This is a genomic window from Blastococcus deserti (assembly GCF_042682525.1).
Classification (GTDB): domain Bacteria; phylum Actinomycetota; class Actinomycetes; order Mycobacteriales; family Geodermatophilaceae; genus Blastococcus_B; species Blastococcus_B deserti.
This window is the reverse complement of sequence record NZ_JBHUHP010000015.1, coordinates 57901-84828: the sequence shown is the minus strand read 5'-3', so window position 1 is coordinate 84828 and position 26928 is coordinate 57901. Positions and strand designations below refer to the sequence as shown.

Sequence of the window (26928 nt, the reverse complement as noted above, 5' to 3'; positions counted from 1 at the left end):
CCAGCGGACATGGCGGCCCACTCAGCCCGGAGGACAGCGTGCTCTATCCCGAGGAGCGCCAGCAGGCGATCGCCGCGATGGTGGCCGACCGCGGCCGGCTGGCCGTCACCGCGCTGGCCGAGGAGTACGGCGTCACGACCGAGACCGTCCGGCGCGACCTCGCCGTGCTCGAGCGGGCGGGCATGCTCCGCCGGGTGCACGGCGGCGCGGTCCCCGCCGGGGCGCTCACTCTCGTCGAGCCCGGCCTCGGCGAACGTCACCGGCTGCGCAAGGAACAGAAGAGAGCGATCGCCGCGGCGGCCCTGGCGCTCCTCCCCGGCGCCGACGGCAGCATCGTCCTGGACGGCGGGACGACGACGGCCGCCCTCGCCGAACTGCTCCCCGCCGACCGGCGGCTGCTCGCGGTCACCTCCTCGGTCCCGATCGCGTCGCGACTGTCGATGACCCCCGGCGTCACCCTGCACGTCCTGGGCGGGCGCGTCCGCGGCACCACGCAGTGCGCGGTCGGCGAGACGACGGTGCGGGCCCTGGCCGATCTGCGGGTCGACGTCGCGTTCGTGGGTGCCAACGGCATCACGCCCGGGCACGGCCTCACCACGCCGGACGACGCCGAGGCCGCGGTCAAGCGCGCCATGGTGCGAGCCGGCCAGCGGGTCGTCGTCCTGGCCGACAGCAGCAAGCTGGGGCGGGAGCACCTGGTCCGCTACGCCGAGATCGAGGACGTCGACGTCCTGGTGACCGACGACGGCGCCGAGCCCGGGGTCGTGGCCGAGCTGGAGAAGGCCGGCGTCGAGGTCGTCCTGGCGTGAGCGGCCGACGGGTGGTCACGCTCACCGCCAACCCCAGCCTGGATCGCACCCTCTCCCTCCCCGGCCCGCTCCTGGAGGGCGCCGTCGTGCGCCTGCTGGGCGCGGCGACCGAGCCCGGCGGCAAGGGGGTCAACGTGGCCCGGGCCATCGCCGCCGCCGGAGGCGACGCGGTCCCGGTGCTGCCCGCCGCGGAGCACGACCCGATCGTGACCGCGCTGACCGAGCGCGGGCTGCCGCTGGTGACGGTCCCGGTCTCCGCTCCGGTGCGGACCAACTACACCCTCGCCGCCCCCGACGGGACGACGACCAAGCTCAACGAGCCCGGCGTCCCGCTGGACGCCGACACCCGCGCGGCGCTGGCGCAGGCGCTGCGGCTGCACGCCTCCGGCTCGCGCTGGGTCGTGCTGTCCGGGTCGCTGCCGCCCGGTACGCCGGCCGGCTGGTACGCCGAGCTCGTCGCCGTCCTCCGGGACACGGGCGCGAAGATCGCCGTCGACACCTCCGAGGAGCCGCTGCGGGCGCTGCTGGCCGCCGGTGCCTCGGGAGCCCCCGACCTGCTCAAGCCCAACGCCGAGGAGCTCGCCTCGCTCGCCGGGGTCTCCGAGGCCGACGTGCTGGGCGACCCCGACGTCGCGCTGTCGGCCGTCGGCACGCTGCACGAGCGCGGGGTGGCCGAGGTGCTGCTCACCCTGGGGGGCGACGGCGCGGTGCTCTCCACCGCCGACGGGGGTCTGTGGTCGGCCCGTCCGCCGCGGATCACGGTGCGCAGCACCGTGGGCGCGGGCGACTGCAGCCTGGCGGGGTACCTGCTCGCCGACCTGGCCGGTGCGCAGCCGGCCGAGCGCCTGCGCACCGCGGTCGCCTACGGAGCGGCCAGTGCGTCGCTCCCCGGATCCGCCGTTCCCACCCCGGCCCAGGTGGACGGTCCAGCAGTACGGGTCACCGCCGGCATGCCCGGCAGCGCACCACTCAGCTCACCTCCGGACCCGGCCGCCGGCCGGGTCGTCCGCTGACCCCCGGGGAGACATCCCATGCCCGCACTGATCACCACCGACCTGGTCGCGCTCGACGCCGATCTCGGTGCCGACAAGGCGTCGGTCGTGCGCCGGCTGGCCGAACTGGTCGCCGCCGCCGGCCGGGCCACCGACGCCGACGCGCTGCACGCCGACGTCCTCGCCCGTGAGGCGCAGGCGGCGACGGGGCTGCCGGGCGGGATCGCCATCCCGCACTGCCGCTCCGCGGCGGTGACCGAGGCGTCCCTGGCCTTCGCCCGGCTGTCCCCCAGGGTGGACTTCGGCGCGCCCGACGGCCCGGCGGATCTGGCCTTCCTGATCGCCGCGCCGGCGCACGGCGACGCCGACCACCTGACGCTGCTCACCGCCCTGGCCCGGGCACTCGTCCGGCCGGAGTTCGTCGCCGCCCTGCGGTCGGCGTCCTCCGCCGAGGAGATCGTCCGTCTCGTGGACGAGGTGGTCTCCCCCGCACCCGAACCCGCGGCCGCGCCGGCCGCCGCTCCCGCCGGCGCCTCGGCCGCTGTGCCGGCCGCCTCGTCGGCGGCCCCGGCGGCGGAGTCCCCCGGAGCGCGCAAGAGCATCGTCGTCGTCAGCGCCTGCCCGACCGGCATCGCGCACACGTACATGGCCGCCGACAAACTCGTCGCCGCCGGCAAGGGCGCCGGCGTGGACGTCCACGTCGAGACCCAGGGCTCCTCGGGGTCCACCCCGCTCGACCCGGCCGTCATCCGCGCCGCCGACGCGGTGATCTTCGCCGTCGACGTGGGTGTCCGGGACCAGGGCCGGTTCGCCGGCAAGCCGCTGGTCCAGTCCGGCACGAAGCGGGCCATCAACGAGCCCGACGTCATGGTGCGCGAGGCGCTGGCCGCCGCGGACGACCCGAACGCCCGGCGCGTGCCAGGGACGGCCGGTGCCGCCGGTGATGCCCCCGCTCCCTCGACCGGCGAGCGGCCGCGCACCGCCACGGAGATCCGCCGTTGGCTGCTCACCGGCGTCAGCTACATGATCCCGTTCGTCGCGGCGGGTGGTCTGCTCATCGCACTGGGCTTCCTCTTCGGCGGCTACCAGATCAAGTCCGGCGACCCGGCGTCGGACGCCGGCCTGAGCTACGCCACCAACTGGGTGCTGAACAACTCGTTCTTCAACCTGCCGGCGGCCTCCGGCGTCGAGGGTCTCAACGACGGCTTCCTCGGCTACCTCGGGGCTATCTGCTTCACCATCGGTGCCGCCGCCTTCGGCTTCCTCGTCCCGGCGCTGGCCGGCTACATCGCCTTCGCGATCGCCGACCGGCCGGGCATCGTCCCCGGCTTCGTCGTCGGCGCGGTCTCCGGCGTCGTCGGCGCCGGCTTCATCGGCGGCCTGATCGGCGGCATCATCGCCGGCTTGGCGGCGCTGTGGATCAGCCGCTGGAAGCTGCCCGCCGGCGTCCGCGGCCTGCAGCCCGTCGTGATCATCCCACTCCTGGCGACGCTCATCTCCAGCGGGATCATGGCCGTCCTTCTCGGCCGCCCGCTGGCCGCGGCCCTCACCGGCCTCGGGAACTGGCTCAACGGACTGACCGGCACCTCGGCGCTCCTGCTCGGCATCATCCTCGGCCTGATGATGTGCTTCGACCTGGGTGGCCCGGTCAACAAGGCGGCCTACGTCTTCGCCACCACCGGCCTCACCGCCGACGCCAGTCGGGGGTCGCTCGTCATCATGGCCACGGTCATGGCCGCGGGCATGGTGCCGCCGCTGGCGATGGCGCTGAGCACGGCGCTGCGTCCCAAGCTGTACACGCCGGCCGAGCGGGACAACGGAAAGGCTGCCTGGCTGCTCGGGGCCTCGTTCATCTCCGAGGGCGCCATCCCGTTCGCCGCCGCCGATCCGCTGCGGGTCATCCCGTCGATGATGCTCGGCGGGGCGACCACCGGCGCCATCGTGGCGGCGTCCGGGGTGCAGCTGCGAGCTCCGCACGGGGGCATCTTCGTGCTCTTCGCGATGACGGGGATCCTGATGTTCGTCGTCGCGCTCATCGCAGGCACGATCGTCGGCGCCCTCGCGGTCACCGTCGCGAAGAGCATCGGCCGCAACGACGCCGAGGACGCCCCCGAGGACGCCGTCGACCTGGAGCACGCGCACTCCCCGGCGACCGTTCCGGCGCGCGCCACAGCCGTCTGACCGGCAAGCTCACCCCCACCGCCCGCAGCAGCGAGGAAGAGGATCCATGCCCAGTCAGACCGTCACCGTCGGCTCCCGGGTCGGGCTGCACGCCCGGCCGGCCGCGCTCATCGCCGAGGCCGTCGGCAAGGCCGGGATCCCGGTCACGCTGGCGACGCCGGGAGGCGCCCCGGTCGACGCCGGATCGCCGTTGATGATCATGACCCTCGGCGCGAAGCAGGGCACGGAGGTCGTGGTCAGCAGCGACGACCAGGCCGTGCTCGACCAGATCGCCGGCCTGGTCGCCCAGGACCTCGACGCCGAATAGGAGCCGCCCAGTAGGAGGAGAACCACCCTTCGCGCGGGCCCCCAGCTCGTCGCGGTCCGTGCATGGTGGTCGCGCGACGGCGCCCGCTCCCTCGTCCGAGGGGGCGGGCGCCGTGGTGCCGGGCCGTGGTGCCGAATGGAGCGGCCTCCTCGCACGGCCCCGCCCCGGGCCCCGCCCTGAGCTCGCGAAGGGTGAGGACGGGATCCTCTTACTGCTGGTCGGGCCGCGGGACGTCGCCGCGCCAGGCGCCGGTCTCGGTGCCCCGGCTCTCGATGAACTCCTTGAAGCGCTTCGCGTCCGCCTTGACCTGGCGGTCGTCGAAGCCCAGCGCGGCGCCGGCCTTCTCGACCAGCCCCTCCGGCTCCCAGTCGATCTGGATCATGACGCGGGTCTTGGTGTCGTCGAGGCGGTGGAAGGTGACCACCCCGGCGTGCTTGGCCTCGCCGCTGGTGCTCGTCCAGGCGATGCGCTCCTCGGGGTGCTGCTCGGTGATCTCCGCGTCGAACTCGCGCTTCACGCCGTCGATGTTGGTGACCCAGTGGGTGTGCCTGTCGTCGAGCTGCGTGATCCGCTCGACGCCGCCCATGAACTGGGGGAACGACTCGAACTGCGTCCACTGGTCGTAGGCGACGCGGATCGGGACGTCGACGTCGATCGCTTCCTGCACGCTGGCCACTGTTGCGCTCCTCTGCTCGGGTGGTCGGTCGTGGACCGCCTACCCGTGTCCTGCCGGCGCGACACGTGGCCGGAGCCGGTCAGCGCAGCGCGGCGGCGACGCTGCCCCGCACCGGCCGGCCGGCCAGCAGCAGCATCTGCGCCAGGTGGTAGGCGTCGGGCTGGCCCGCCCAGGTGCCGGTGCTGACGTCGCCGGTGGAGGTGAGCTCGTGGTGCCAGCTGCCGGTGTCCGGATCGGCGAACCGCTGCTCGCCGTGCTCCCGCCACCGGCGGGCCAGCTCGCGGTACCGCGGTTCGCCGGTGACCTCGGCGAGCACGGATGCGGCGGCGACCGCCTCGCACAGCACCCAGTGCATGCGGGCCCCCACGACCGGGCGGTCGTTCCAGTCGAGGGTGTACGGGAAGCCGTCGTGCCCGTCGGGCGCCCACCCCCGGGAGGCGGCGGCGTCGAACAGACCCCGCGCGTCGTCGAGCAGCCATGCGGGGGCACGGTGGCCGCTCTCGCCGGAGAGGGCGGCACGCAGGTGCACCGCCAGCCGGGCCCACTCGAACTGGTGCCCGATGGTGACGCCGTACGGGCGGAACGGGTCGGCGGGGCGGTCCCGGTTGTACTCGGGCAGAGGCACCCAGTCGGGCGTGAAGTGCTCCGGCAGCCGCCATTCCCGCTCGCGTGCCCAGCCGTGCAGCACCCGCTCGGTGCTGCGCAGCGCCTGGGCCCGGAGCCGGTCGGCCGTCCCCGGGTCGGTCGCGGCCAGTGCGTCCGCGGCTGCCAGGGAGGCCTCGACGCCGTGCATGTTCGCGTTGACCCCCCGGTAGGGGTTCAGCCGCGTCCACTCCGGGTCCCACTCCTCCACCGCGAGGCCGGCGTCGTCGTCCCAGAACCTGGTCTGCCAGACCTGCAGCGCGTCGTCGAGCAGCGCCGGGCCGCCGTCGATCCCGGCCGCGGTGGCCGTCGACCCGGCCAGGAGGACGAAGGCGTGCACGTACGCGGCCTTGGTGGGGTCGTCGGTGCCGGCGAACCAGCCCCCGTGCGCGGCGTCGTGCAGGGCTCCCCCGGTCAGCGCCTCGACGCCGTGACGGGACAGTTCGTCCGCTCCCGGCCGGCCGATCAGGTGCGCCAGCCCGAACACGTGCGTCATCCGGGCGACGATCCAGGTCTGCATCGGCCGGTCCGCCAGCAGCCGGCCATCGGCGCCGAGATAGCCGAAGCCGCCGGCGGGCAGCCACGAGCGCGCCGCGAAGTCCAGCAGCCCGTCGAGGTCGGTCACGGCGCCCACCGGGCCACCCCGCCGCACGGCGCGGCCCCCGGTGCCCGGTCCGGTCGACGCGACGATCCCCGTGGCCACCGTGAGCACGACCGAGCCCGACACCGCTCCATGAGCGCATCCTGCACCCGAACGGCACGGTCAGAACGCCAGTGCCGCGCCCGGATCCTCCAGCAGCGCACCGATGTCGGCCAGGAAACGCGAGCCCAGCTCGCCGTCGATGATCCGGTGGTCGAACGAGAGCGCCAACTGGGTCACCTGCCGGGGCACGACCCTGCGCTTGTGCACCCACGGCATCTGGCGGACGGCACCGAAGGCGAGGATCGCCGACTCCCCCGGGTTGAGGATCGGGGTCCCGGTGTCCACGCCGAAGACGCCGACGTTGGTGATGGTGATCGTTCCGCCGGTCATGTCCGCCGGTGCCGTCCTCCCCTCGCGGGCGGTGGCCGTCAGCTCGGTTAGCGCCGCCGCGAGCTCCGGCAGCGAGAGCCGGCCGGCGTCCTTGATGTTCGGGACGACGAGCCCGCGCGGCGTCGCGGCCGCGATGCCGAGGTTCACGTAGTCCTTGACGACGATCTCCTGCGCCGCCTCGTCCCACGAGCTGTTCACCATCGGATGCCGGCGCACGGCCAGGAGCAGCGCCTTCGCGACCAGGAGCAGCGGGCTGACCCGGACACCGGCCAGTTCCGGTCGCCCGGCCAGCCGGCGGCGCAGCTTCATGGTGCGCGTGACGTCGACGGTGAGGAACTCCGTCACGTGCGGCGCGGTGAACGCGCTGGCGACCATGGCCGCCGCCGTGTGCTTGCGGACGCCCTTGATCGGGATCCGCTGCTCCCGTCCGGCCGCACCGGGACCCTCGGTGCCGACGGTGCCCTCGACGACCGTGGCGGTGTCCGCCCGGCCGGCGGCGGCGTCGACGTCGGCCCGGGTGATGACACCGCCCGGGCCGCTGCCGGAGACCGTGGCCAGGTCGATGCCGAGGTCCTTGGCGTACTTGCGCACCGGCGGCTTCGCCAGCGGGCGCAGCCGACCACGGCCGGGTTCGGCGCCGGACGCGGTCACCGCGTCCTCGCGGAGGGCGTGCGCCTCGGCCTGCCGCCCCACCTCCAGCCCGCCGTGCCGGACCGGCTTGGACCCCGCGTCCGGCGCGGTGGCCAGCAGCGGCGGGCGACCGCTGCCGCCGGAGCCGTGGTCGTCCTCCGGTGGCACCTGCGCCGGGGCCGTCGCGCGCGCGGCGACGGCGTGCCCGCTCCGTCGCGGGCGGCGACGGGCCTCGGTGCTGCGCGGACCGTAGCCGACCAGCACCGAGGTGCGCCCGCCGGGAGCGGGCCCGCCGATCAGCCCGGCCGCCGGCTCGGCGTCGGCCGCGGGCTCCGGGGCGGCGGCGGTGCCCCCGCTGCCCCCGCCGGTGTCGATGGTGATGATCGGCGTCCCGACGTCGACCATCGAGCCGGCCTCGAACAGCAGCTCGGTCACCGTGCCGGCCCAGGGCGAGGGCAGCTCGACGGCGGCCTTCGCCGTCTCGACCTCGCAGAGGGGCTGGTTGACGGTGACCGTGTCGCCCACGGCGACCAGCCACTGCAGGATCTCGCCCTCGGTCAGCCCCTCACCGACGTCGGGGAGGCGGAACTGGCGGAGGGTCGACGTCGTCTGCGTCATCGCTCAGAACTCCATCGCGCGGTCGACGGCGTCGAGCACCCGGTCCAGGTCGGGCAGGTACTCCTCCTCCAGCTTCGACGGCGGGTACGGGGTGTCGTAGCCGCCGACGCGCAGTACCGGCGCCTCGAGGGAGTGGAAGCAGGTCTCGGTCACGCGCGCGGCGATCTCGGCGCCGAGGCCCAGCGTGACCGGGGCCTCGTGGACGACGACGCAGCGCCCGGTCCGGCGGACGGAGTCGTACACCGGCTCGAGATCCAGCGGGGACACCGTGCGCAGGTCGATCACCTCCAGCGAGCGACCCTCCTCCGCCGCGGCCTCGGCCGCCTGCAGGGCGGTCTTCACCATCGGCCCGTAGGCGAGGACGGTGACGTCGTCCCCGCCGCGGACGACCCGGGAGCGGAACAGCGGCCCGGGCGTCGCGTCGGTGTCGACCTCCGCCTTCTCCCAGTACCGCCGCTTCGGCTCCAGGAAGACGATCGGGTCGGGGTGGGCGATGGCCTGCTGGATGCCCCAGTAGGCGTCGACCGGATTGCTGACGGCGACGACCTTGAGGCCGGCCGTGTGCGCGAAGTAGGCCTCCGGGCTCTCGCTGTGGTGCTCCACCGCCCCGATGCCGCCGCCCATGGGGATCCGGATGACGACGGGCATCGCCACCTTGCCCTTCGAGCGGGCGTGGATCTTGGCGACCTGGGTGACGATCTGGTTGAACGCGGGGAAGACGAACCCGTCGAACTGGATCTCGCAGACCGGGCGGTAGCCGCGCATGGCCAGCCCGACGGCGGTGCCCAGGATGCCGGCCTCGGCGAGCGGGGTGTCGACGACGCGGTCCTCGCCGAAGTCCTTCTGCAGGCCGTCGGTGATCCGGAAGACCCCGCCGAGCCGGCCGATGTCCTCCCCCATGAGCACGACCTTCGCGTCGTCCTCCATCGCCCTCCGGAGGCCGAGGTTGAGCGCCTTGCCGATGGTGAGGGTCTGCGTGCTCATCAGTGCTCGCCCCCCTCGAACGACGCGTGGTAGGCCTCGAACTCGGCGCGCTGCGCGGCCAGTTGGGGGGTCTGCTCGGCGTACACGGCGTCGAACATGGCGGTGGGCTCCGGGTCGGGCATCTCCACGGTGCCCTGGCGGATGCGGGCGGCGAGCTCGTCGGCCTCGCGCTCGACCCCGTCGAAGAACGCGGGATCGGCGATGCCGCTCCGGGAGAGGTAGGCCTTGAGGCGGGCGATCGGGTCGCGCAGCTTCCACTCCTCCAGCTCGCTGGCCAGCCGGTACCGGGTGGGGTCGTCGGAGGTGGTGTGGGCGCCCATCCGGTAGGTGAACGCCTCGATGAACGTGGGCCCCTGGCCCTCCCGCGCGGCGGCGAGCGCGGCCCGGGTGACGGCGAGGACGGCGAGGACGTCGTTGCCGTCGACGCGGACGCCGGGGAAGCCGAAGCCGGCGGCGCGCTGGTAGAGCGGGATCCGCGTCTGGCGCTCGAGCGGCACGCTGATCGCGTACTGGTTGTTCTGGCAGAAGAAGACGACGGGAGCGGAGAAGCTCGCGGCGAAGATCATCGACTCGTTGACCTCGCCCTGGCTGGTGGCGCCGTCGCCGAGGAAGGCCAGGACCGCCGTCTCGACACCGTCCCGCTGCACGCCCATGGCGTAGCCGGTCGCGTGCAGGCACTGGGCGCCGATGACGATCGTGTACAGGTTGAAGCCGTGCGCGGCCGGGTCCCAGCCGCCGTTGTCCACGCCGCGGAACAGGCTGATGACGTGCAGCGGGTCGACGCCACGAGCCCAGGCGACCCCGTGCTCCCGGTAGGTGGGGAAGGCCATGTCGCCGTCCTGCAGCGCCCGCCCGGCGCCCACCTGCGCGGCCTCCTGACCGAGGAGGGACGCCCAGATGCCCAGCTCGCCCTGGCGCTGCAGGGCGGTGGCCTCGACGTCCCAGCGGCGGACCAGCACGAGATCGCGGTAGAGGGCACGCAGCTCGTCGTCGGAGATGTCGAGCTCGTACTCGTCGTGCTGGACCCGCTCGCCCTCCGGCGTGAGCAGCTGGACGAGATCGGGCTGCTGCGGCAGGTGCGGGGAGGACGCCCCGGGTACGGGATCGACCACCTCGGTGGCCTGTCCGATGTCGTCTCGCACAGCGGTCACGGGGTACTCCTCGCCGTCTGCCGCTGCTGCCGGGGTCGCCGGGGCTGCGGTCGTGGACGTGTCACGGGCGCCGGGGTGTGGCGCCACTCACACATGGTGGCACGAGGACCCCGGGGGAGGACAACACCACCTCGGGGTCGATCTGCGCAAGATCCACCCGAACGGTTGCGCAGACAGATCAGTACGGGACCGCGCTCACCTGTCAGACTGAGCACCGTGCCCGAGGTCGACGCCACCGACGCGCGGCTCCTGCTCGCTCTCGGTGAGGATCCCCGCGCGAGCGTGATGGCGCTGTCGCAGCGTCTGGGACTCGCCCGCAACACGGTGCAGGCCCGGCTGGCCCGGCTGGAGACCAACGGCGTCCTCGCCCCGCTGGACCGGCGCGTGCGGCCGGAGGCCCTCGGCTACCGGCTGACCGCGTACGTGACGGTGCAGGTCGTGCAGCGCAGCCTCGCCGACGTCAGCGGGGCGCTCGCGCAGATCCCCGAGGTCGTCGAGGTCACCGGGCTGTCGGGCGTGGCCGACCTGCTCGTGGAGGTGGTCGCCAAGGACGCCGACGACCTGTGGCGGATCACCGAGCACGTCCTGGCCATCCCCGGCGTCCAGCGCACCGACACCGCCCTGGCGCTGCGCCGCTTCGTCGACCACCGCGTCGGCCCGCTGCTCGAACGCGCCGCCGGTGAGGCGCACACCTGACCATCACCGTACGGCTGCGCGACTGGCGACCCGCTAGCTGACGGTGGACGGAGCGATCCGGAGCCCCATGAGACCCAGTGGGAGCCCCTCATCGGCGGCGGGGTGTGCCGGGGTGGTCCCCGGGTAGGTCGCGGCCATGGCGATGAAGACCCCTATCGGCACGTTCGGCAAGGGCAGGCGCGGGATCAGCAGGACCGGCTGGCTGCTGCGAGGGGCAGCGGCGGGGGCGGCCGGCAGCACGGCGCTGAACGCCGTCACCTATCTCGACATGGCCGTCCGCGGCCGCGGCACGAGCTCCACACCGGAGGACACGGTCGAGAAGCTCGCCGAAACCGTCCACCTGTCCATCCCGGGCGAGGGCGAGACGCGACAGAACCGGGTGCAGGGTCTCGGACCCCTCATGGGCCTCGTGGCCGGGATGGGCGTCGGCGTGCTGGGCGGGCTCGCCCGGGCTTCCGGCTTCCGCTCGACCACGCCCGTCGGCATCACCCTGACGACGCTCGGCGTGCTGGTCGCGGCCAACGGGCCGATGACAGCGCTGGGGATCACCGATCCGCGCACCTGGTCGGTCACCGATTGGGTCAGCGACCTGGTTCCGCACCTGGCGTACGGCGTCGTCGTCAAGACCACGATGGACGCCTTCGACCGCCCCTGAGCACGCCGCAGGGCGGTTCCGCGCGTGCAGCACTCCGTCACGGAGCCCTCGCTGGAGTGCCACTGGCACGACACCGCGACGGGCCGGTCTGCCGGCCCACCAGCCCGGGTGTCCGGCCGCGAGGAATCACCCTCTGCGACGACGCCGATCAGCCGAGTCACTGCGCCCGAGTCACCCGAGGGCATGTCTCACCTCGCCCGACCGCGGCTGTACGCACCGTCATCGACACGCGGAATCAGGAACGAGCCCGAACGGAATCGGGCGACCTGTCGTAGGGGCATCGACCACCCCCCGCTGCTCTGTGATACTCGCCACTCTCGGTGATGGCCTAGGGGGTGCCGTCGTGCCGGACGGGCAGGCTGTTGGCGAGGCACGCATCGCCCTGATCGGCGCTGCGCGCAACGTCGGCCGCGATCTGAGTACCGCCGGGAGGCTTCTCGAACGTATCCAGAGGCCCCTGTACGAGCGCATCCGCATCCGGATTGGCACCCACCTGGCCCGCGCCGGTCGGCGAGCCGACGAGACGCTCGCCGAAGCCGAGCGGGCGGACACCACGGCCGCCGACGTGTGGGCAGCGGTCCATGCGCTCCGGTGGGAGGTCGACGAGCTGCTGGAGGAGTGTCTGCTCCTGCTGAGCGGCTCCTCGGACCGGGCGGCGAAGTTCGACGACGGCTTCTGCACCCTCGCGGACGCGCTCGTCGACGAACTGGTCGCCCGGACACCGATGGGCCACTGGAGCTCGTTCACCGTCCTGGGCCGGGACGAGCGGTACTCGCGGGCCAGCCGCATCATCCAGCTGCGGTTTCCCCGGCCGTCGGTCTGGCAGCTCGCGACCGTCGCTCATGAACTGGGGCACTTCGCCGGCCCCGCCCTCGTGAACGATCAGGATCTCCGAACCAGCAACCCGCTCGCCGATATCGGGGAGGAGCTCGGCGACGGATCCCCGCAATCCTGGGCCTGGCTCGAGGAGTTGTTCGCGGACGCGTTCGCCACGCGTCTCCTGGGGCCCGCCTACGGGTTCATGTGCACCCTCGACGCCTTCGATCCGCTGCTGGCCAGGGTGCCGACCGAGAGCCACCCGGCGCCGGATCAGCGTGTAGCCGTCATCGCGTCGATGCTCAAGCGAGCCGGGGACGACCAGATGGAGTGGGCGTCGGATCGGATCACCAGGCTGTGGGCCGAGCTGGTCGACGCCGCGGACGGAGCCGCCGGACGCGAGCCGGTCGGCGACTCCCCGTTCTGCGACGCCCTCGCTGACCTGCTGGTCGAGGTGCTTCCGGTCAGCGCGTACGAGGGGTGGACGAAGGCGGACAAGATCGCCACCGACTTGTTGGCCAACAAGAACCCGCGGGCCGACGGCATCGCGATGTCTGATGCTCTCAACGGGGCCTGGCTGGCCCGGCAGCGCAGCATTTCCGCGAGGGCCGTCGACGAGGTGGCGATCAAGGCGGAGGAGCTCTGCCGACAGCTCACGAACCTGGAGTCCTGACATGCCCCGAACCATGCTGCAACTGCGCATCGAGGCCCTGGGACAGCACCTGGACCAGGCTCAGGACCCTTCGGTCTGGAAGCAGCAACTGGAGCTGGAGAAGTTCAACGTCGACAACCAACTCTGGGACATCGCGGTCGAGTACATCCATAGTGAAGCGACGGACCTGAAGGACCGACTCGACAACCTGGACGCGGCCCTCCGCGAGAACAAGACCTCGGAGCGCTCCGGTTGGGCCGAGTACGCGCGCCTGCAGACGGCCAGCGAAGAAGTCTTCCGCGAATGCCTGGACCTGCTCGGTGGCTTGGCTCTGCGTGACCGATTTCAGGACGAGCGCATCTGCCGGATCGCCGACGAGTACATCAAGGAGCTCGCCAGCGACACTCGGCGCCGCCCCTCCTTCTCGATCCTCGGCCTGGAGGCCCAGCTCAGCTCCACGCTGCGCCGCGTGGTGACGATGCATTTCCCCGAATGGACGTTGTGGACGCTTCCGCTGGTCGCCCACGAGTACGGGCAGGTGGTCATAGAGGAATCCGGCCTGCGGAAATTCGCCGACGAGATCACCGCGGAGCGCCTGGCGGCCGCCGGAGGGAAGGGCGGCGACCAGGCGGCGGACGGCCCACCCGAGGACACGGACGAGGAGGTGCGCCGCGCGGCGAAGGAGCAGGAGAGGCGCAGGGTGCGCATCGCCCTCGCCGACGCGCTGGCCACCCTGCTCGCCGGGCCGGCCTACGCGTACGCGGCCCTCCTGCTCAGACTGAATCCACTCAATGACGGCGCCCACACGGTGTCCGACAGGGAGCGCGCGGCGACGATTCTGGCCGTCCTCCGCGAGATGAACCGGACGGTGCCAGGAAAGCCGCCACCGCACGGCGAAATCGTGGACCGCTTGGAGGCGTACTGGCGGCAATCGGTGGATGCCGCCTACGGGCCCTCCGCAGAGCCCGCACCGCTCGTCAATCCGGCGCGGGTGCGCAAGGCGTTCAGCAAGCACATCGTCGGCTCGCAGCTGGCGCTCTACGAAGCGGAGCACTCGGCGCGAGCCCGGACGTGGGCCGCCGCATGGCTGGTCCAGCTGAAGCAGGGCGCGCCGCTGACCCCTCCGGAGCACAGCCACCGGGAGCACATCCGGGAGGCGCTCAACGCAGCGTGGCGGGCCCGCGTGGACGCCACCCGGGACCTGGAACCGCCCCAGGGTGACGAGGCGCAGCGGCGCGTCATGGCGCTCGGAGAAGTGGGGCTCGACCTCTGCGAGTCGATCATCGAGTCGCGTGGCCCGGAGGGTGGCGGCAGCGCCCTGGGACGCGCGCCACGACCGGGCGGGAGCTGACCATGTCGAGCACCGTGCTGACAGCCGGCGCAACCTCGTTCCGCTGGGACTTCGTCACCGACCCACCGACCAAGCTCCTCGCCGAACTGCAGACCGCACGGGTCCGTCTCAGGAGACACCACTTCCGGGAGGCGGAGGGGGCGGCCAGGCGACTCCTGCGGCATCTCCAGGACCGGATGCCCCCTGGGACGGGCGGGGTTGCGGGTGCCGGCCGTCTGGAGGTCATCCGCGCCGACGGTCGCGCCGTCCTCGCACTGGCCGCGCACCGGTACGGCCGCGCCGACGGCCCGCGGTACATCGAGGAGAGCGTCATGGAATATCGGGCACTCCTCGGTGAAGGTAGGGAGCTTCGCCCGCCGTCACTGGCTGACTACGCCATGGTCCTGGCCACATCGGGCCGGGTGGCGGACGCGGTGGACCCGTTCATCCGTGCCGTCGAGGCCGGGGAGGACGTTGACGCGGATCTCGTCCGGACGGCATCCGGGCAGCTCCTCGCCGACGACGCCGTCGGTGCGGCCGTCCGTCTGCTGCGCGCCGTTCACGAGCGGTATCCCGCAGACGCGGAGCTGGCCATGGACCTGGCCGCCGCGTGCGAGGCCTCGGGTGACCGGGAGGCAGCCGCCGAAGCTCACGTATCCGCCGGCGCGCTGCGCGCGGAGACAGGCTCCTACACCATGGCGTTGGAGCACTTCGAACGTGCGGCCGGACTGGCGCCCGCCCATCCGCTCGCCGCCCTGGGGCGCTGCCAGGCGCTCCTGGCGACGGGGAACGTGCAGGCGGCGCTAGCGGCCCTCGAGCGCGTCAGGCGGGACAGCCCGGAACTCGCGGGCGCCCATGCGGTGACCGCCCTTGTGCTGGCCGACACCGGCCACGACGACGAGGCCCTGAACACGATCGAGCAGGCCCTCACCCGTTTTCGCGACGACCCCTGGTTGCACGACACGCGGATCCGGCTACTGCGCCGGATCGGCGACCCGGCCGGCGCCCTGGCCGCCGTGGACCGGGCCCTCGACAAGGTGGATCCCACCGATCGCGTGTGGCGGGGACTGCGGGCAGAACTCCTCCTTGAGCGCGGAGAGGACGTGGAGACCGCCGTTCAGACTCTCCGTGACCTCGCTGCGTCCGCGCCCGACGCGATTGTGCCTGCGGTACAGCTCGCGGAGGCTCTGGCCGGTCACGGACAGCCGGCCGAGGCGCTGGACGTAGTCATCCGCGCGCTCACCGACCGTCCGGACGAACCACTGCTCCTGGCCACCGAGGTGCGTCTGCTCTCGCGGCTCGGCCGGTTCATGGAGGCGGCCGCGCACGCACGGGCTGCGATCGAGCGGGGCGTGCCGTCCGACCACCTGGTCCTGCCGCTCGGCGAGTCTTTGCTCGAGGCAGGGCAACTGCAAGAGGCGCTTCAGGCAGCCGACGTCGCCGTCAGGACCCGGTCCGACGACGGAGCCGCTCACCGGCTACGCGGACTGGCCCGCCACCGCACGGGCGACGAGGGCGGCGCCGCGAAGGACCTGCGGACCGCCTGGGACCACGGCGTGCGCGACCAGCAGGTTCGGGAGGCACTGGGCGCCAGCCTGGTCGCCCTCGCCCGAGCGTCCGGGGTCGACCGGACGGAGGCCATCTCGCTGTTGAAGCAGGCGCTCGAGCTCACCCCCCATGACGCATCCGCCCTACAGCTCCTCACGGACCTACTGCGCAAGGCGGGGGACCTGCCCGGGGCCCTCGAGCAGGCAGACCGCGGCCTGGCGACAGCCGGTGACCACGCCGGCCTGGTCGCCAGCCGGGCGATGGTCCTCGACGCCATGGGCGAGCGGGCGACGGCCGCGACAGAGTTCGAACGGGCCCTCGCCCTCGATCCTGATCTCGACTGGGCGCGGGCGGAGCTCGGCGAGATGCTCCGGACGCAAGGCCGTTATCGGGAGGCCGTCGACCACCTGGAACGTGCCGCCACCGGTGACCCGGGCAACGCATGGATCCTGGCGAGCAAGGCCGCATCCGAGTATGCCCTCGACCTGTACGACGAGGCTCTCCGGTCGGTGACGGAGGCACTGCACCACGACCCTGACTACGCCTGGGCGCGTGGCGTGCGCGCCGCCGTCCTCGCCGACATCGACGAGCTGGCCGAGGCCCGACAAGAAGTGCACCGGGCCCTCGAGTCGCAACCGGACATGGAGTGGTGCTGGGTCATCGCCGGCTGGCTGGCCCTCCACGAGGACGACGCCCTCCATCCGGCGTCCAAGGCGGCGCACGACGCAGCAACGTACTTCGACGAGGCGCTCCGCCGCGGGGATCGGGAACCCGCCGCGCTGGCCGGACTGGGGGAGGCGTTCACGATCCTCGGTCAAACGGAGGAGGCGCAGCGGACATTCGAGTCGGCGGTGAAGATGATCGCGGACGAGCAGGCGCCGGACCCCGGCGACCTGGCGTGCCGAGGCTGGTGCTTGATGCGTCTGAGGCGGTACGAGGACGCCGTCGATTCGATGCTCTCGGCGCTGTCCCTGGACACGACCCTATTCGCGACGTCGTTCGACCTCGCCATGACTCTGCTGTGCGCTGGGCAGCGGGAAGTCGGCATGGAGGAGTTCGAGCAGGCCGCGGCCAAGCTCACGCTCATCCGCCACAAGGGCAGGCGGCGTGGTGTGCTCCGCGAGGTGACACGAGACCTCGAGGCGCTGGCCCTGCAACCGTTGCGCGATGCACCGGAGGTCGCCACCGCGCGCGAGATCCTGTCGAGCCTTCGGAGGGGTCATGGCCGAGTACGTTCCGGCGGTCTACACGTGTCGCCGGCATGACCGGGTCCTCACACAGGAGGTAATCGCCACCGTGGAGGCCGCTCCCGTCAAGGTGCCCAACGCGGGCTTCCGCAGAGGTGGCCGGTCGGCCCCGCGGTCCTTTCGGGTGATCGTGCACTGCCCCGGAGAAGCCGGGAAGGACGACGGCCATGACGTCGTATTCCCCGGCACGCTGCACCCCTGACGCCTCGATGACCGCCACGGGCCCGGTGGGAGAGGGCCAGGAGCCCACGCCCGAGGACCGGCGACTGATGGCAGTCGCCGCGGACCTGGGCGCGTCCCGAGCCCTGGAGCGGATCACGAGCAACGCCCGGGCCACTGTCGGCACGGTGGCTCTCGTCGGGGTCGTGCTGACCGGCCTCGGCCTCGTCTCCGTCCCGACCCTTCTGACCGACGACATCTCCCGGACACTGGCGCTGCTCGCGCTCCTGACAGCGTTCCTCTCCGTCGTCTCCGGCGCCCTGTACCTCGCTCTACGCCTCGAGCGGGTCAACGTCACGGATCTCGTGGAGGTCGCCGCCTGGTACGAGAGGCAACTGGCGCGGGCCAGGTACGCCGTCGCCGCCAGCTGGCTACTCCTCGGGGCCCTGCTCCTTGCCGGGGTCGCCACCGGCGCCGCACTGGTGCAGGCGCCGGACGGCCCGGTTCCCGCGCTGAGCCTCCGGCTGTCCGGATCCGGAGATGCCCGGGTCCTCAGTACCGACGTCACGGTGGGCGGCCTGAAACCCGGTGACCTGGTCAGCACGCGCGTCGTCGGGGAGGCCAGCGCGTCCTGCCCCGAGGTGGTCGTCTTCCAGGCAGGCAGTCGCGCCGACCGGTCGGGAACGGCAACGGCCGCCGGATCTCTCGACGAGCTTCCGTGCAACGAGACGTTCCGATTGGCGGTGTCCCGGTCGGGGGAGGAGCTCGCGTCCCTGACCTTCCCCTGACGTCCCGCAGGCTGCGCTCAGCGCCAGCCCTGCTCGTCGACCCCGCCGGGCACCGGCGCCTCGGGGTCGTACGGGGTGCGGGTGAAGACGAACGTGCCCAGGTCCAGGTGGTCCTCGGCGATCCGCAGCGTCTCCCCGGCGTAGTAGCCGTCCAGCCCGATCCACGTGCCGTCCGCGCAGGCGGAGAACCGGCTGGCCCGTCCGGTCCGGCCCGGCAGCGGGCCCAGATGCAGCAGCGCGCCCTCCACCGCCCGCAGGACGTACGGGGACGGGCCCCAGAACCAGAGCCCGAGCACGTCCAGCGGCACTGGTGACGGCGAGGGCCGCCACGGCTCGACGACGCGCGGCTCGGCCGTCCTCAGGTCGGTCAGCAACCCGAACACCACGGCGTCGAGTCCGGACGTCGTGTTGGCCAGCGAGACGGCGCCGATCTGCTCCTCCCGGTCGACGAAGACCCCGGCGAGGAACCCGGGCATGGATCCGCCGTGCCCGACCAGCGTCCGGCCGTCCACCCGCACCACCTGCAGCCCGAGGCCGTACGCCGACCAGCCCGGCGCCGAGGAGTCCACGCCGGCCGGGACGGTCATCTCCTCGAGGGTGCCCGGGTCCAGGACGTCGCCGGTGTCGCCGAGGAGGAACGCCGCGAACCGGGCGAGGTCCTCCAGCGACGCCCACAGCTGCCCCGCGGCGGCCATCACGCCGGCGTGGTGCTCGGGCTCGGGCAGGACGACGTCGGCCCACGGGTGCACCGCCGTGCCGGCGGCGGCCGGGCCGGCCGGACGCGGCGTCGTCCGGGCCATGCCGAGGGGCCTCAGCACCTCGCTCGTGACGACGTCCTCCCACGAGGCGCCGCGCAGCCGGGCCACCAGTTCGCCGAGCAGGCCGAAGCCCAGGTTGGAGTAGTGGAAGCGGCGGGCCGCACCGAGGACCACGTCGTCGGCCCGCAGGCCCAGATCGGCCAGCGAGCCGCCCGGCGTCCGCTCCCACCACCCGCCGGGGCTCTCCGCCGAGGCGCCGGCGAGGTGCGAGAGCGCCTGCCCCACGGTCCGGTCGCCGAGGGGCGTGCCGGGCAGGTGCCGGTCCAGCGGGTCGTCGAGACCCAGCCGGCCCTCGTCCCGCAGCCGCATCACCGCGACGGCGGTGACCGTCTTGCTGATCGACCCGAGCCGGTACTGGACGTCGGTGTGCGGCTCGGGCACGTCGCCGCGACCGACCGACCAGGCCAGTCCGCCGGCACGGACGACCCCGGCGACGAGGCTGGGGGCCCGCCCGTCCCGCTGCGCGCGGGCGGTGCGCGCCAGGAGGAGGCGGGCGGTCGGCGGCAGCACGGGTTCGGGCATGACGGCGACCGTAGCGAGCCGCGGCCGCCGGCCCCAGATCAGGCGGCGACGGCCTCGCCCTGCGGCAGCCGGCCGCGCCGGGTCGCCCACCGCTCGAACCAGATGGTGGCCAGGGGTGGGACCGAGGCCACGAGCGCGAGCAGGGTCGTCCCGCTCGACCAGCGGAGCACGCGGGCGGCCACCACGGCGACGAGGACGTAGGCCAGGAAGATGCCGCCGTGGATCGGGCCGAAGACCTGCACGCCCAGCTCCGTCGTCTCCGGGACGTACTTGACGTACATGCCGATCAGCAGGCCGATCCAGGACAGCGCCTCGGCGACGGCGACGATGCGGAACGTGGTGGCGACGGTACGGGGGCTCAACGGGCGTCCTCGGGTCGGTGGCGGCTTCCGCCGACGACAACGGCCGGCGGTGGCCCGCCGTCCCCGGGGAGCACTGTGACGTTCGTGGCAGGGTCGGGGGTGTGCGAGGGCTGGCCCGGCGGGAGTTCTGCCTCGTGCTGCTGCGCCGGATGGCCGACGTCCGCCCCGATCTCGTGACCGACGCCCTGCCCCGGCTGGAGGCGACGCGGGCCGAGGCCCACGCCGCGCACACCCGCTGGCAGGCCCTGCAGCACGCGCCCCGGGCCCCGCGCGGGCTGAACCTCCGGACGGCGGTGCTCGGGCCACCCGAGGAGCTCGAGGACCGCCGTTTCGGCGATCTGGACGTGCAGGTCCGCCGCTGGCCGCTGCCGCTGTGGCCGCACCTGTACTGGGAGGTGCTCAGCGGGCCAGGCGGCTCGGTGCTGAACGAGCACCTCGTCCGGAGGCCGGGTTCCCCGGTCCCGCCGGCGGCCACGGACGACCTCCTCGTCTGGGAACACGTGCTGGACGACGTGGTCGGCCTGCCGGGAGCGGTGAGCGTGGACCCCGGGGTGGTCACCCGCTGGGAGGTCCGGCTCCCCGGAGGCGTGCGGGCGGCCTTCGTGTGGGGCCTGCTGCAGCAGGTCAGCCGGACGACGACGCGCTGACGGCACCGGCGTCCGGACCCGGCGCGCCGCTCAGGACGGAGCCCAGCACCGCGACGGTGGCCAGGGCGGCGGCGAGGCTCGGATGCCCGGTGGCCACCCCGGGACGCGATACGGCCCCGGACGCGGACGTCCGGGGCCGTGTGCGCTGTGTGCGGGCCGGCTCAGGCGGCGATGCGCCGGGCGCCGCTGAAGCCGCTCATGAGGGGGGCCACCTTGACCACGTCCCCCGACGTGGGGGCGTGCACCATCTGCCCGTTGCCGATGTAGATGCCGACGTGGCTCACCGGGTTGTAGAAGAACACCAGGTCACCGGGCTGCAGCTGGTCGCGGGAGACCGGCTGGCCCATGCGTGACTGCATGGCGCTGGAGTGCGGCAGGTCGATGCCGGCGGCGCGGAAGGCGTACGCCGTCAGGCCGGAGCAGTCGTAGGAGTTGGGGCCGCCCGCCGCCCAGACGTAGGGCTTCCCTCGCTGGGCCATGGCGGTGTCGATGGCGATCTGCGCCGCCTGGCTGTCGGCGACGACCGGACCGGCGGCCGGCCCGGCCTCGCGGTCCTCGGAGCGGCTGGCGCGCTCGTCCCCGCCGTGCGAGGCCACCACCGCCTGTTGGTCCTGAGCGCTCAGCCGGGCGAACGTGGCCCGGTAGCCGTCGACCTCCGCCTGGAGGGCGGCCTGCTGGGCGGCGACCGCGTCGTACTGCGCCTGCGCCTCGGCAGCGGCCCGCTGGGCGGCGGCCTCCGCCTGAGCGGCGGCGACGCCGGCCGAGGCGGCCCGCTCCATGATGTCGCTCTGGTGGCCGGCGACGAGCTGCAGGGTGGCCATGCGGTCGACGAACGCGTCGGCGGAGTCACTGGTCAGCAGGGCCTGGAAGGAGCTGAGCCCCTCACCGGTGTAGGCGGTGCGCGCCAGGCCCTTGACCTGCTGCTGCGCGGCGGCGAGCTCTGCCGTGGCCTGCTCCGTCGCCGCGGCCGCCGCGCGGGCGGCCTCCTGCTGCGCGGCGAGGGCCACCCGGGCCTCGTTGAACTGCTCGGTGATGACCTCGAGCTGGTGGCCACGGGCGGCGACGAGGTCGGCGGCCTCCGCCGACGTCGTCGGGTTCGCCTGCGCCGGAGCCGCCACGAACAGGCTCGCGCCGACGGCCAGGAGGGCGAGGGCGCCGCGGCGGAGGAGCGCCCGGCGGCGGATCGAGCGCGGGCCACTGCTGAGGGGGGTCGCCATGACGCGGCGGCTCTCCGTTCCATCGGTTCGTGCACGGTATGTCCGCCGGGTCGTCCGACCGTTCGGGCCCACGCTGGGCCGGCGCGACGGCGTCCGGAGAGCTGGTGCCGGGCGGTGACTCAGTGCCCACGCGGACACACAGACCGTAAGGGGAGTTACCGGCTCGTGACAATGACAGAGATGTTTTTTTGTTTGTCCTTCCAGTTCACCGGGCAGTGCTGTCGGTCGTCCGAGTCCCGGTCGTCCCATCCGTCACACGGGCCCCGTCGCCCGGTGCCTGCGGCAGCCGCGCCGACCGGCCGCGGACCGTTTCGAGCGACGCCGCGCGGTCAGTACCGGGGGCATGGATCTGAAGCGGCCCCTGCTCGTGCTCGCCCTCGCCGGCTCCCTGGTGGCCTGCGGCGACAACACCGACCTCGACCGGGGGGAGACCAACTGCGACTCCGCGGGCGAGGAGGCCACCAACCCGCAGGACGCCAGCTGCGAGGAGACCGGGACGCCGGGTGGCTGACCGGTCGGCACGCCCGGGCGGCACGGCGGGCGCTATCGTCCGCCGGTGACGCGCAGCAGCTACGACGTCGTGGTGGTGGGCGGGGGGCACAACGGCCTCGTGGCCGCCGCGTACCTCGCCCGGGCCGGACGGTCGGTGCTCGTGCTCGAGCGCCTCCCGCAGGTGGGCGGGGCCGCGGTCAGCCAGCAGGTCTTCGACGGTGTGGACGTCCGGCTGTCGGCGTACTCCTACCTGGTCAGCCTGCTCCCCGACCGCATCGTCGACGACCTCGGCCTCGACGTCCGGCTGACCGACCGCGCGGTGGCCTCGTACACCGCGACCGTCCGCGACGGCCGGTCCACCGGGCTGCTGGTGGAGCGGGACGAGGGCCCGGCGACGGCGAGCTCCTTCCGGCAGCTGACCGGATCCGACCGCGAGTTCGCCGGCTGGCAGCGGTTCTACGGCCGCCTCGGCACGCTGGCGGAGGACCTCGCCCCCACGCTGACCGAACCGCTCCTCTCCCCCGGCGAGCTGGCCGGGCGGTTGCGCGACCCCGGGCTCTGGCACGACCTCCGGGAACGGCCGCTGGCCGACGTGGTGGCCGACCACCTCGACGACGACGTCGTCCGGGGCATCGCCCTGACCGACGGGCTGATCGGCACCTTCGCCGACGTGCACGCCGACGACGGGCTGGCCGGGCGCTGCTTCCTCTACCACCTCATCGGCAACGGCACGGGCCGGTGGCGGGTCCCCGTGGGGGGCATGGGCGCGGTGACCGGAGCCATGGCCGCCGCCGCCCGCCGCGGCGGCGCCGAGCTGGTGACCCGGGCCACCGTCACGGCCCTGGACCCGTCGGTCGACGGGGTCACCGTGCACTGGACCGACGAGGACGGCGTGGACAGGCAGGTGGCGGCCGGGCACGTCGTGTCGGGCGCCGCTCCCACGGTCCTGGCCGAGCTGACCGGACGCGACCCCGGCCCCCGGCCGTCGGGCTCGCAGCTGAAGGTCAACATGGTGCTGGCCCGCCTTCCCCGGCTGCGGTCGGGCGCGGACCCGGTCACGGCCTTCGCCGGCACCGTCCACGTCGACGAGGCGGCCGGCCAGATCGACGCCGCGTACGCCCAGGCGGCGGCCGGCCGGCTGCCCGACGTCATCCCGTTCGAGGTGTACTGCCACTCGCTCAGCGACCCGTCGATCCTGGGCCCGGTCGAGCGGGCGACCGGTCACCACACGCTCACCCTGTTCGGTCTGCACACGCCGGCCGAGCTGTTCCGCGACGATCCGGTGGGCACCCGGCGGGAGGCGGTGCGGCGGGTGGTCGCCCAGCTCGACGCGCACCTGGAGGAGCCGCTGCTGGACTGCCTGGCCCGTGATGCGGCGGGCGATCCCTGCCTGCAGGCCGCCTCACCCCTGGACGTCGAGGCCTCCCTCGCCATGCCGGGCGGGCACATCTTCCACGGCGACCTGGCCTGGCCCGTGGCCGGGACGGCGGACGAGGTGGGCACCTGGGGCGTGGCGACCGACCATCCGCGGATCGTGGCGGCGTCCTCCGGGGGCACGGTCCGCGGGGGTGCGGTCAGCGGCCTGGGCGGGTACGCGGCCGCCCGCCACCTGCTGGATCCCCGCTGACGGCGCGACCCGTGGAACACCGGGCCGCGGGCCTGCGGGGGTCGGGCGCGGAGCTGGCGCACGGTGTCCGCCGCCGGCTCCAGGGACGCGATCTCGCCCTGATCGCCGCCGGGCTCACCTTCTACGCCGGCATCGCCGTCGTCCCGGTCCTGGTGCTGGCGTTCGCGCTGACGGCCCGGCTGTCCTCGGCGGAGCGGGTCACCGCACTGGGTGCGCGGCTGGCCGAGCTCCTGCCGGGGGCGGTCGGCGCCCCGGCGGCCGTCGAACGGCTGGTCTCGGCGGGCGTCGGTCTGTCGCTCGTGGGCGGGCTGCTCGCCCTCGTCCCGATGTCGTTCTACGGCGAGGGCCTGCGGCGGGCACTGCTGCGGTTCAGCAGCCGACGGGAGGGCCTGACCGGCTGGAAGGGCCGGCTGGCGGCGCTGCCGGTGGTCCTCCTGACGCCGCTGCTCCTCTATCCCCTGCTGCTGACGGTGCCGGTCATGGCCGACCTCGCCGCGGACGGCGGCGCCTGGCCGGTCGTCGGCCGGGTGGCGATCGGCTTCTACTCCGTCCTGGCCGCACTGACCGTGCCGCTGGCGTGGGGCTTCCGGGTCGTGGGGGCGGGACGGGTGCGGTGGTCCGCCCTCGTGGCCGGGGCGCTGTTCACCGCGGCCTGCCTGTCGGGCTTCCTGCAGGGGTTCGTGCTGTTCCTCGCCCTGCCGCTCGACCTCGGCGCACCCTTCGGTGGCCTGGACGTGGTCGGCGGCGTCGTCGCGCTCGGCCTCTGGCTGTTCGTGCTGCACCTGGTGGTGGTCTGCGGCTGGCTGGCCACGCAGTCGCTGGACGAACTGCTCGAGCGCCGCTCAGCCGGCCGGTAGCGGCAGCCCGTCGGGCCGCTCCTCGGGCCACGGGAGTCCCGGGAGGGACTGCGGCAGGCTCGGGGTCGCCGGCTCGACCGGCGTCGCCGGGTCCGACGGGTCCGACGGGTCCGACGGTTCCGGCGGCGCCGGCGGGTCGGACGGCGCGGGGAGCGGCACCTCCGTCTCGGGGGCCGGCTCGACGTAGTCGGCGCCGTTGCTCACCAGGATGGACACGACCTGCCCCGGGACGGCCCGGCCGCCCCGCCCCGGGCTGGTGCCGACCAGCGCACCGTCCGGCCTGTCGCTGCCGACGCGCACCGTCGTGCTCTGGAACCCGGCGGCCGCCAGCACGCGCACGCAGTCGCTCACCGAGGTGCAGCCGGGCACCGGACGGGTGTTGCCGTTGGCGACCGTCGGATCGGCCGGCGGGAAGTCACTGCTGCCCCGGGCCTGCAGGATCGGCGCCATCGCGTCGCGCCAGATGGTGGCGCCCTTGCCGCCGCCGAAGCCGCCGACGTCCTCGGCCTCCTTCGGGTTGAAGACCATGACGCTCGCGGTGATCTCCGGCGTGTACCCGACGAAGGCGACGGAGAGGCTGTTCTGGGTGGTGCCCGTCTTGCCCGCGATCTGGTGCCCGGGCACGTAGGCCCGCGGCGCGGTCTGGCCGCTGTACCCGGGCTCCACGTCCTTGCGCAGCATCTGGTTGAGCGTGGTGGCCACCCCCGGCGGGATGGCCTCGGGAGTGCAGTTGTCGCCCGTCAGCACGGGCCGGCCCCGCTCGTCCCGCAGCGGCCGGCCGTGGCGGTCGAGGATCCCGGTGACCGGCAGGACGTCGCACTGCGTGCCGCTGGCCGCCAGCGTGGAGTAGGCGCTGGCCAGGGCGAGCGGGCTGGTCGCATCGGGACCGAAGGTGAATGAGCCGTTGTTCTCGTCGATCGTCCTCTGGGCGAGGCCGGTCGTGTCGAACTGGAACAGCCCCATCCGCTCGGCCATCCGCACCGGCTCCTCGACGCTGCCCAGGGCGTCCTCGAGCGCCAGGAAGTAGGTGTTGGACGACTGGTAGAGCGCGGTCGTCATGTCCAGCGTCGCGCGGTAGGTGCCGGCGTTGCGCACCGGATAGGGCCCGCCGTCCTTCTTGTAGACCCGGGAGTAGTAGGGGCTCGGCGCCGTCAGCGTGTACTGGTCCGAGTAGCCGCGGGCCAGGGCGGCCGCGGCCACGAAGACCTTGAACGTCGACCCGGCCCCCCGGCTGGCCGCCACGTTGAGGTTGTAGGACTCCTGCGTCCTGTCCCCCCGGTCGAAGCCGAACGTGCGGTTGATGCTGAGCGCGAGCAGGTGCCCGGTGCCGGGCTCCACGGCGCTGAAGGTGGCGACCCGCCCGTCCTCGAGCGACAGGGTGTTCAGCACGGCCGCGTCGCCGGAGCGCTGCAGCTCGGTGTCCAGGGTGGTCTGGATGACGTAGCCGCCGGTCTCCAGCTCCCGCTGGCTGATCCCCAGGGTCTGCGTGAGGTAGGTCTGCACGAAGTCGCAGACGTAGGGGCCGACGCTCGCCTCGACGCAGCCGCGGCGGGGCGGCGGGGCAGGGGAGAGGTCCAGGGGCGCCAGCGCCGCCTCGGCCTCCTGCGCCGGGGTGATGTAGCCCTGCTCCGCCATCCGGTCCAGCACCTGGTTGCGGCGGATGGTGGCGCCCTCGGGGTTCACGAACGGGTCGTCGTCGGACGGGCTCTGCACCAGTCCGGCCAGGAGCGCGGCCTGGGGAACCGTCAGCGCCGAGGCGTCGACCCCGAAGTACGCCCGGGCCGCCGGCTGCACGCCGTAGGCGTTCTGCCCGAAGTAGACGATGTTGAGGTAGCGGGTGAGCAGTTCGTCCTTGCTGTACCGGTCCTCCAGGGCGAGGGCCAGGCGGGCCTCACGGAGCTTGCGGGCCATGCTCTCCTCGACGGCCGCCTCCCGCTCGGCCGGGTCGTCGGTCGACTGCAGCAGCGTCTGCTTGACCAGCTGCTGGGTCAACGTGGAGCCGCCCTCCATGACCTCACCGGCCGCGAGGTTCTTGACCAGCGCCCGCAGGGTGCCCTGGATGTCCACCCCGCCGTGCTGGCGGAAGCGGGCGTCCTCGACGGCGACCATCGCGTGCTTCATGACCTCGGCGATCTGCTCGCCCGCCACTGGCGCGCGGTTCTCCCGGTAGAAGGACGTGATCAGTTCACCGTTGGCGGCCAGCATGGTCGTGTTCCCGGCCGGGGGCTCGTCCGTGAGCTCCCCGGGGGGCTCGCCCAGGAAGCCGGTGGACTGCTGGGCGGCCAGCGCCGGCCCGCCGATCCAGGGCGCCAGCAGCCCGGCGAGGAGCCCACCGGCGAGGACGGTGCTGAGGAGGAGCGCGCAGAGCGTGCCGAACGTGCCCCTGCGCCGCTTCATCACCCTCCTCCCACCACCGATGCGGGCATCACCCCAACAGAGAAGGACGCGTCCCACAATCCCCCGCGCCGTAGG

At 73.6% G+C, this 26928-nt stretch carries 24 protein-coding genes; 14 read left to right on the top strand and 10 right to left on the bottom strand.

The window, feature by feature from the left end:
- The first annotated feature begins 38 nt into the window (after positions 1 to 38).
- Genes ACFSHS_RS15125 through ACFSHS_RS15110 form a run of 4 tightly spaced genes read left to right on the top strand, consistent with a single transcriptional unit; the run spans position 39 to position 4289 of the window.
- Positions 39 to 809, top strand: coding sequence for a DeoR/GlpR family DNA-binding transcription regulator (locus tag ACFSHS_RS15125; RefSeq protein WP_376877718.1), 771 nt, complete (start codon positions 39 to 41; stop codon positions 807 to 809).
- Positions 806 to 1822 carry a 1-phosphofructokinase family hexose kinase gene (locus ACFSHS_RS15120; RefSeq protein WP_376877715.1) on the top strand — a complete coding sequence of 339 codons (1017 nt, stop codon included), beginning with the start codon at positions 806 to 808 and terminating at the stop codon, positions 1820 to 1822. The genes ACFSHS_RS15125 and ACFSHS_RS15120 overlap by 4 nt, the downstream gene beginning before the upstream one ends.
- 18 nt (positions 1823 to 1840) lie before the next feature.
- Positions 1841 to 3982, top strand: coding sequence for a PTS fructose transporter subunit IIABC (locus tag ACFSHS_RS15115; RefSeq protein WP_376877712.1), 2142 nt, complete (start codon positions 1841 to 1843; stop codon positions 3980 to 3982).
- A 46-nt stretch (positions 3983 to 4028) separates the two neighbouring features.
- Positions 4029 to 4289, top strand: a complete 261-nt coding sequence (locus ACFSHS_RS15110; protein WP_376877709.1) for an HPr family phosphocarrier protein — start codon at positions 4029 to 4031, stop codon at positions 4287 to 4289.
- Positions 4290 to 4497: 208 nt separating this feature from the next.
- On the opposite strand, the gene ACFSHS_RS15105 is transcribed toward ACFSHS_RS15110, so the two are convergent.
- The 5 genes from ACFSHS_RS15105 to pdhA all read right to left on the bottom strand — a co-directional run bounded on the left by ACFSHS_RS15105 (position 4498) and on the right by pdhA (position 10023).
- Positions 4498 to 4965, bottom strand: a complete 468-nt coding sequence (locus ACFSHS_RS15105) for an SRPBCC family protein (RefSeq protein WP_376877706.1) — start codon at positions 4963 to 4965, stop codon at positions 4498 to 4500.
- Between the two features lie 79 nt (positions 4966 to 5044).
- Positions 5045 to 6334: an AGE family epimerase/isomerase gene (locus tag ACFSHS_RS15100; RefSeq protein WP_376877703.1), complete on the bottom strand. Its 1290-nt coding sequence runs from the start codon at positions 6332 to 6334 to the stop codon at positions 5045 to 5047.
- 36 nt (positions 6335 to 6370) lie between these two features.
- Positions 6371 to 7888, bottom strand: a complete 1518-nt coding sequence (locus ACFSHS_RS15095; protein WP_376877700.1) for a dihydrolipoamide acetyltransferase family protein — start codon at positions 7886 to 7888, stop codon at positions 6371 to 6373.
- Positions 7889 to 7891: 3 nt separating this feature from the next.
- Complete coding sequence (locus ACFSHS_RS15090) at positions 7892 to 8872, bottom strand: alpha-ketoacid dehydrogenase subunit beta (RefSeq protein ID WP_376877697.1); 981 nt, start codon at positions 8870 to 8872, stop codon at positions 7892 to 7894.
- Complete coding sequence (pdhA, locus tag ACFSHS_RS15085) at positions 8872 to 10023, bottom strand: pyruvate dehydrogenase (acetyl-transferring) E1 component subunit alpha (RefSeq protein ID WP_376877694.1); 1152 nt, start codon at positions 10021 to 10023, stop codon at positions 8872 to 8874. Before pdhA ends, ACFSHS_RS15090 begins: the two co-directional genes overlap by 1 nt.
- A gap of 216 nt (positions 10024 to 10239) precedes the next feature.
- On the opposite strand from pdhA, the gene ACFSHS_RS15080 reads away from it, so the two are divergent.
- From ACFSHS_RS15080 to ACFSHS_RS15065, 4 genes are all read left to right on the top strand, one after another.
- Positions 10240 to 10719, top strand: a complete 480-nt coding sequence (locus ACFSHS_RS15080) for an Lrp/AsnC family transcriptional regulator (RefSeq protein ID WP_376877691.1) — start codon at positions 10240 to 10242, stop codon at positions 10717 to 10719.
- 136 nt (positions 10720 to 10855) lie between these two features.
- Entirely contained in the window at positions 10856 to 11374 is a 519-nt protein-coding gene (locus ACFSHS_RS15075) for a hypothetical protein (protein ID WP_376877689.1), read from the top strand.
- A gap of 343 nt (positions 11375 to 11717) precedes the next feature.
- Positions 11718 to 12863, top strand: a complete 1146-nt coding sequence (locus ACFSHS_RS15070; protein ID WP_376877686.1) for a hypothetical protein — start codon at positions 11718 to 11720, stop codon at positions 12861 to 12863.
- Position 12864: 1 nt separating this feature from the next.
- Positions 12865 to 14193, top strand: coding sequence for a hypothetical protein (locus ACFSHS_RS15065; protein WP_376877683.1), 1329 nt, complete (start codon positions 12865 to 12867; stop codon positions 14191 to 14193).
- A 359-nt stretch (positions 14194 to 14552) separates the two neighbouring features.
- Here ACFSHS_RS15065 and ACFSHS_RS15060 read toward each other — a convergent pair whose 3' ends face one another.
- A complete protein-coding gene (locus ACFSHS_RS15060; protein ID WP_376877680.1) occupies positions 14553 to 14735 on the bottom strand; it encodes a hypothetical protein in 183 nt (60 codons plus the stop codon).
- A 30-nt stretch (positions 14736 to 14765) separates the two neighbouring features.
- Here ACFSHS_RS15060 and ACFSHS_RS15055 point away from each other — a divergent pair, with 30 nt between their 5' ends.
- Together ACFSHS_RS15055 and ACFSHS_RS15050 are read left to right on the top strand one after the other, a co-directional pair.
- The gene (locus ACFSHS_RS15055; RefSeq protein ID WP_376877677.1) at positions 14766 to 16985 is read left to right on the top strand and encodes a tetratricopeptide repeat protein; all 2220 of its coding nucleotides are present in this window, start codon (positions 14766 to 14768) and stop codon (positions 16983 to 16985) included.
- Between the two features lie 149 nt (positions 16986 to 17134).
- Positions 17135 to 17914 (top strand): hypothetical protein, encoded by a 780-nt coding sequence (locus ACFSHS_RS15050; RefSeq protein ID WP_376877675.1) that lies wholly within the window; start codon positions 17135 to 17137, stop codon positions 17912 to 17914.
- Positions 17915 to 17931: 17 nt separating this feature from the next.
- Here ACFSHS_RS15050 and ACFSHS_RS15045 read toward each other — a convergent pair whose 3' ends face one another.
- Both ACFSHS_RS15045 and ACFSHS_RS15040 read right to left on the bottom strand, forming a co-directional pair.
- A complete protein-coding gene (locus tag ACFSHS_RS15045; RefSeq protein ID WP_376877672.1) occupies positions 17932 to 19254 on the bottom strand; it encodes a serine hydrolase domain-containing protein in 1323 nt (440 codons plus the stop codon).
- A 38-nt stretch (positions 19255 to 19292) separates the two neighbouring features.
- Positions 19293 to 19616, bottom strand: coding sequence for a DUF3817 domain-containing protein (locus ACFSHS_RS15040; RefSeq protein ID WP_376877669.1), 324 nt, complete (start codon positions 19614 to 19616; stop codon positions 19293 to 19295).
- Positions 19617 to 19717: 101 nt separating this feature from the next.
- On the opposite strand from ACFSHS_RS15040, the gene ACFSHS_RS15035 reads away from it, so the two are divergent.
- Positions 19718 to 20263, top strand: a complete 546-nt coding sequence (locus tag ACFSHS_RS15035) for a hypothetical protein (protein ID WP_376877666.1) — start codon at positions 19718 to 19720, stop codon at positions 20261 to 20263.
- Between the two features lie 161 nt (positions 20264 to 20424).
- Here the strand turns inward: ACFSHS_RS15035 and ACFSHS_RS15030 are convergent, their stop codons facing one another.
- Positions 20425 to 21480, bottom strand: a complete 1056-nt coding sequence (locus ACFSHS_RS15030; RefSeq protein ID WP_376877663.1) for a C40 family peptidase — start codon at positions 21478 to 21480, stop codon at positions 20425 to 20427.
- Positions 21481 to 21823: 343 nt separating this feature from the next.
- Here ACFSHS_RS15030 and ACFSHS_RS15025 point away from each other — a divergent pair, with 343 nt between their 5' ends.
- The 3 genes from ACFSHS_RS15025 to ACFSHS_RS15015 are packed head-to-tail and all read left to right on the top strand — an operon-like array spanning position 21824 to position 24456.
- Positions 21824 to 21991, top strand: coding sequence for a hypothetical protein (locus ACFSHS_RS15025; RefSeq protein ID WP_376877660.1), 168 nt, complete (start codon positions 21824 to 21826; stop codon positions 21989 to 21991).
- Positions 21992 to 22036: 45 nt separating this feature from the next.
- Entirely contained in the window at positions 22037 to 23599 is a 1563-nt protein-coding gene (locus ACFSHS_RS15020; protein ID WP_376877657.1) for a phytoene desaturase family protein, read from the top strand.
- A gap of 11 nt (positions 23600 to 23610) precedes the next feature.
- A complete protein-coding gene (locus tag ACFSHS_RS15015; protein WP_376877654.1) occupies positions 23611 to 24456 on the top strand; it encodes a YhjD/YihY/BrkB family envelope integrity protein in 846 nt (281 codons plus the stop codon).
- Here the strand turns inward: ACFSHS_RS15015 and ACFSHS_RS15010 are convergent.
- A complete protein-coding gene (locus ACFSHS_RS15010) occupies positions 24442 to 26853 on the bottom strand; it encodes a transglycosylase domain-containing protein (protein ID WP_376877651.1) in 2412 nt (803 codons plus the stop codon). The genes ACFSHS_RS15015 and ACFSHS_RS15010 overlap by 15 nt on opposite strands.
- Positions 26854 to 26928 lie beyond the last annotated feature (75 nt).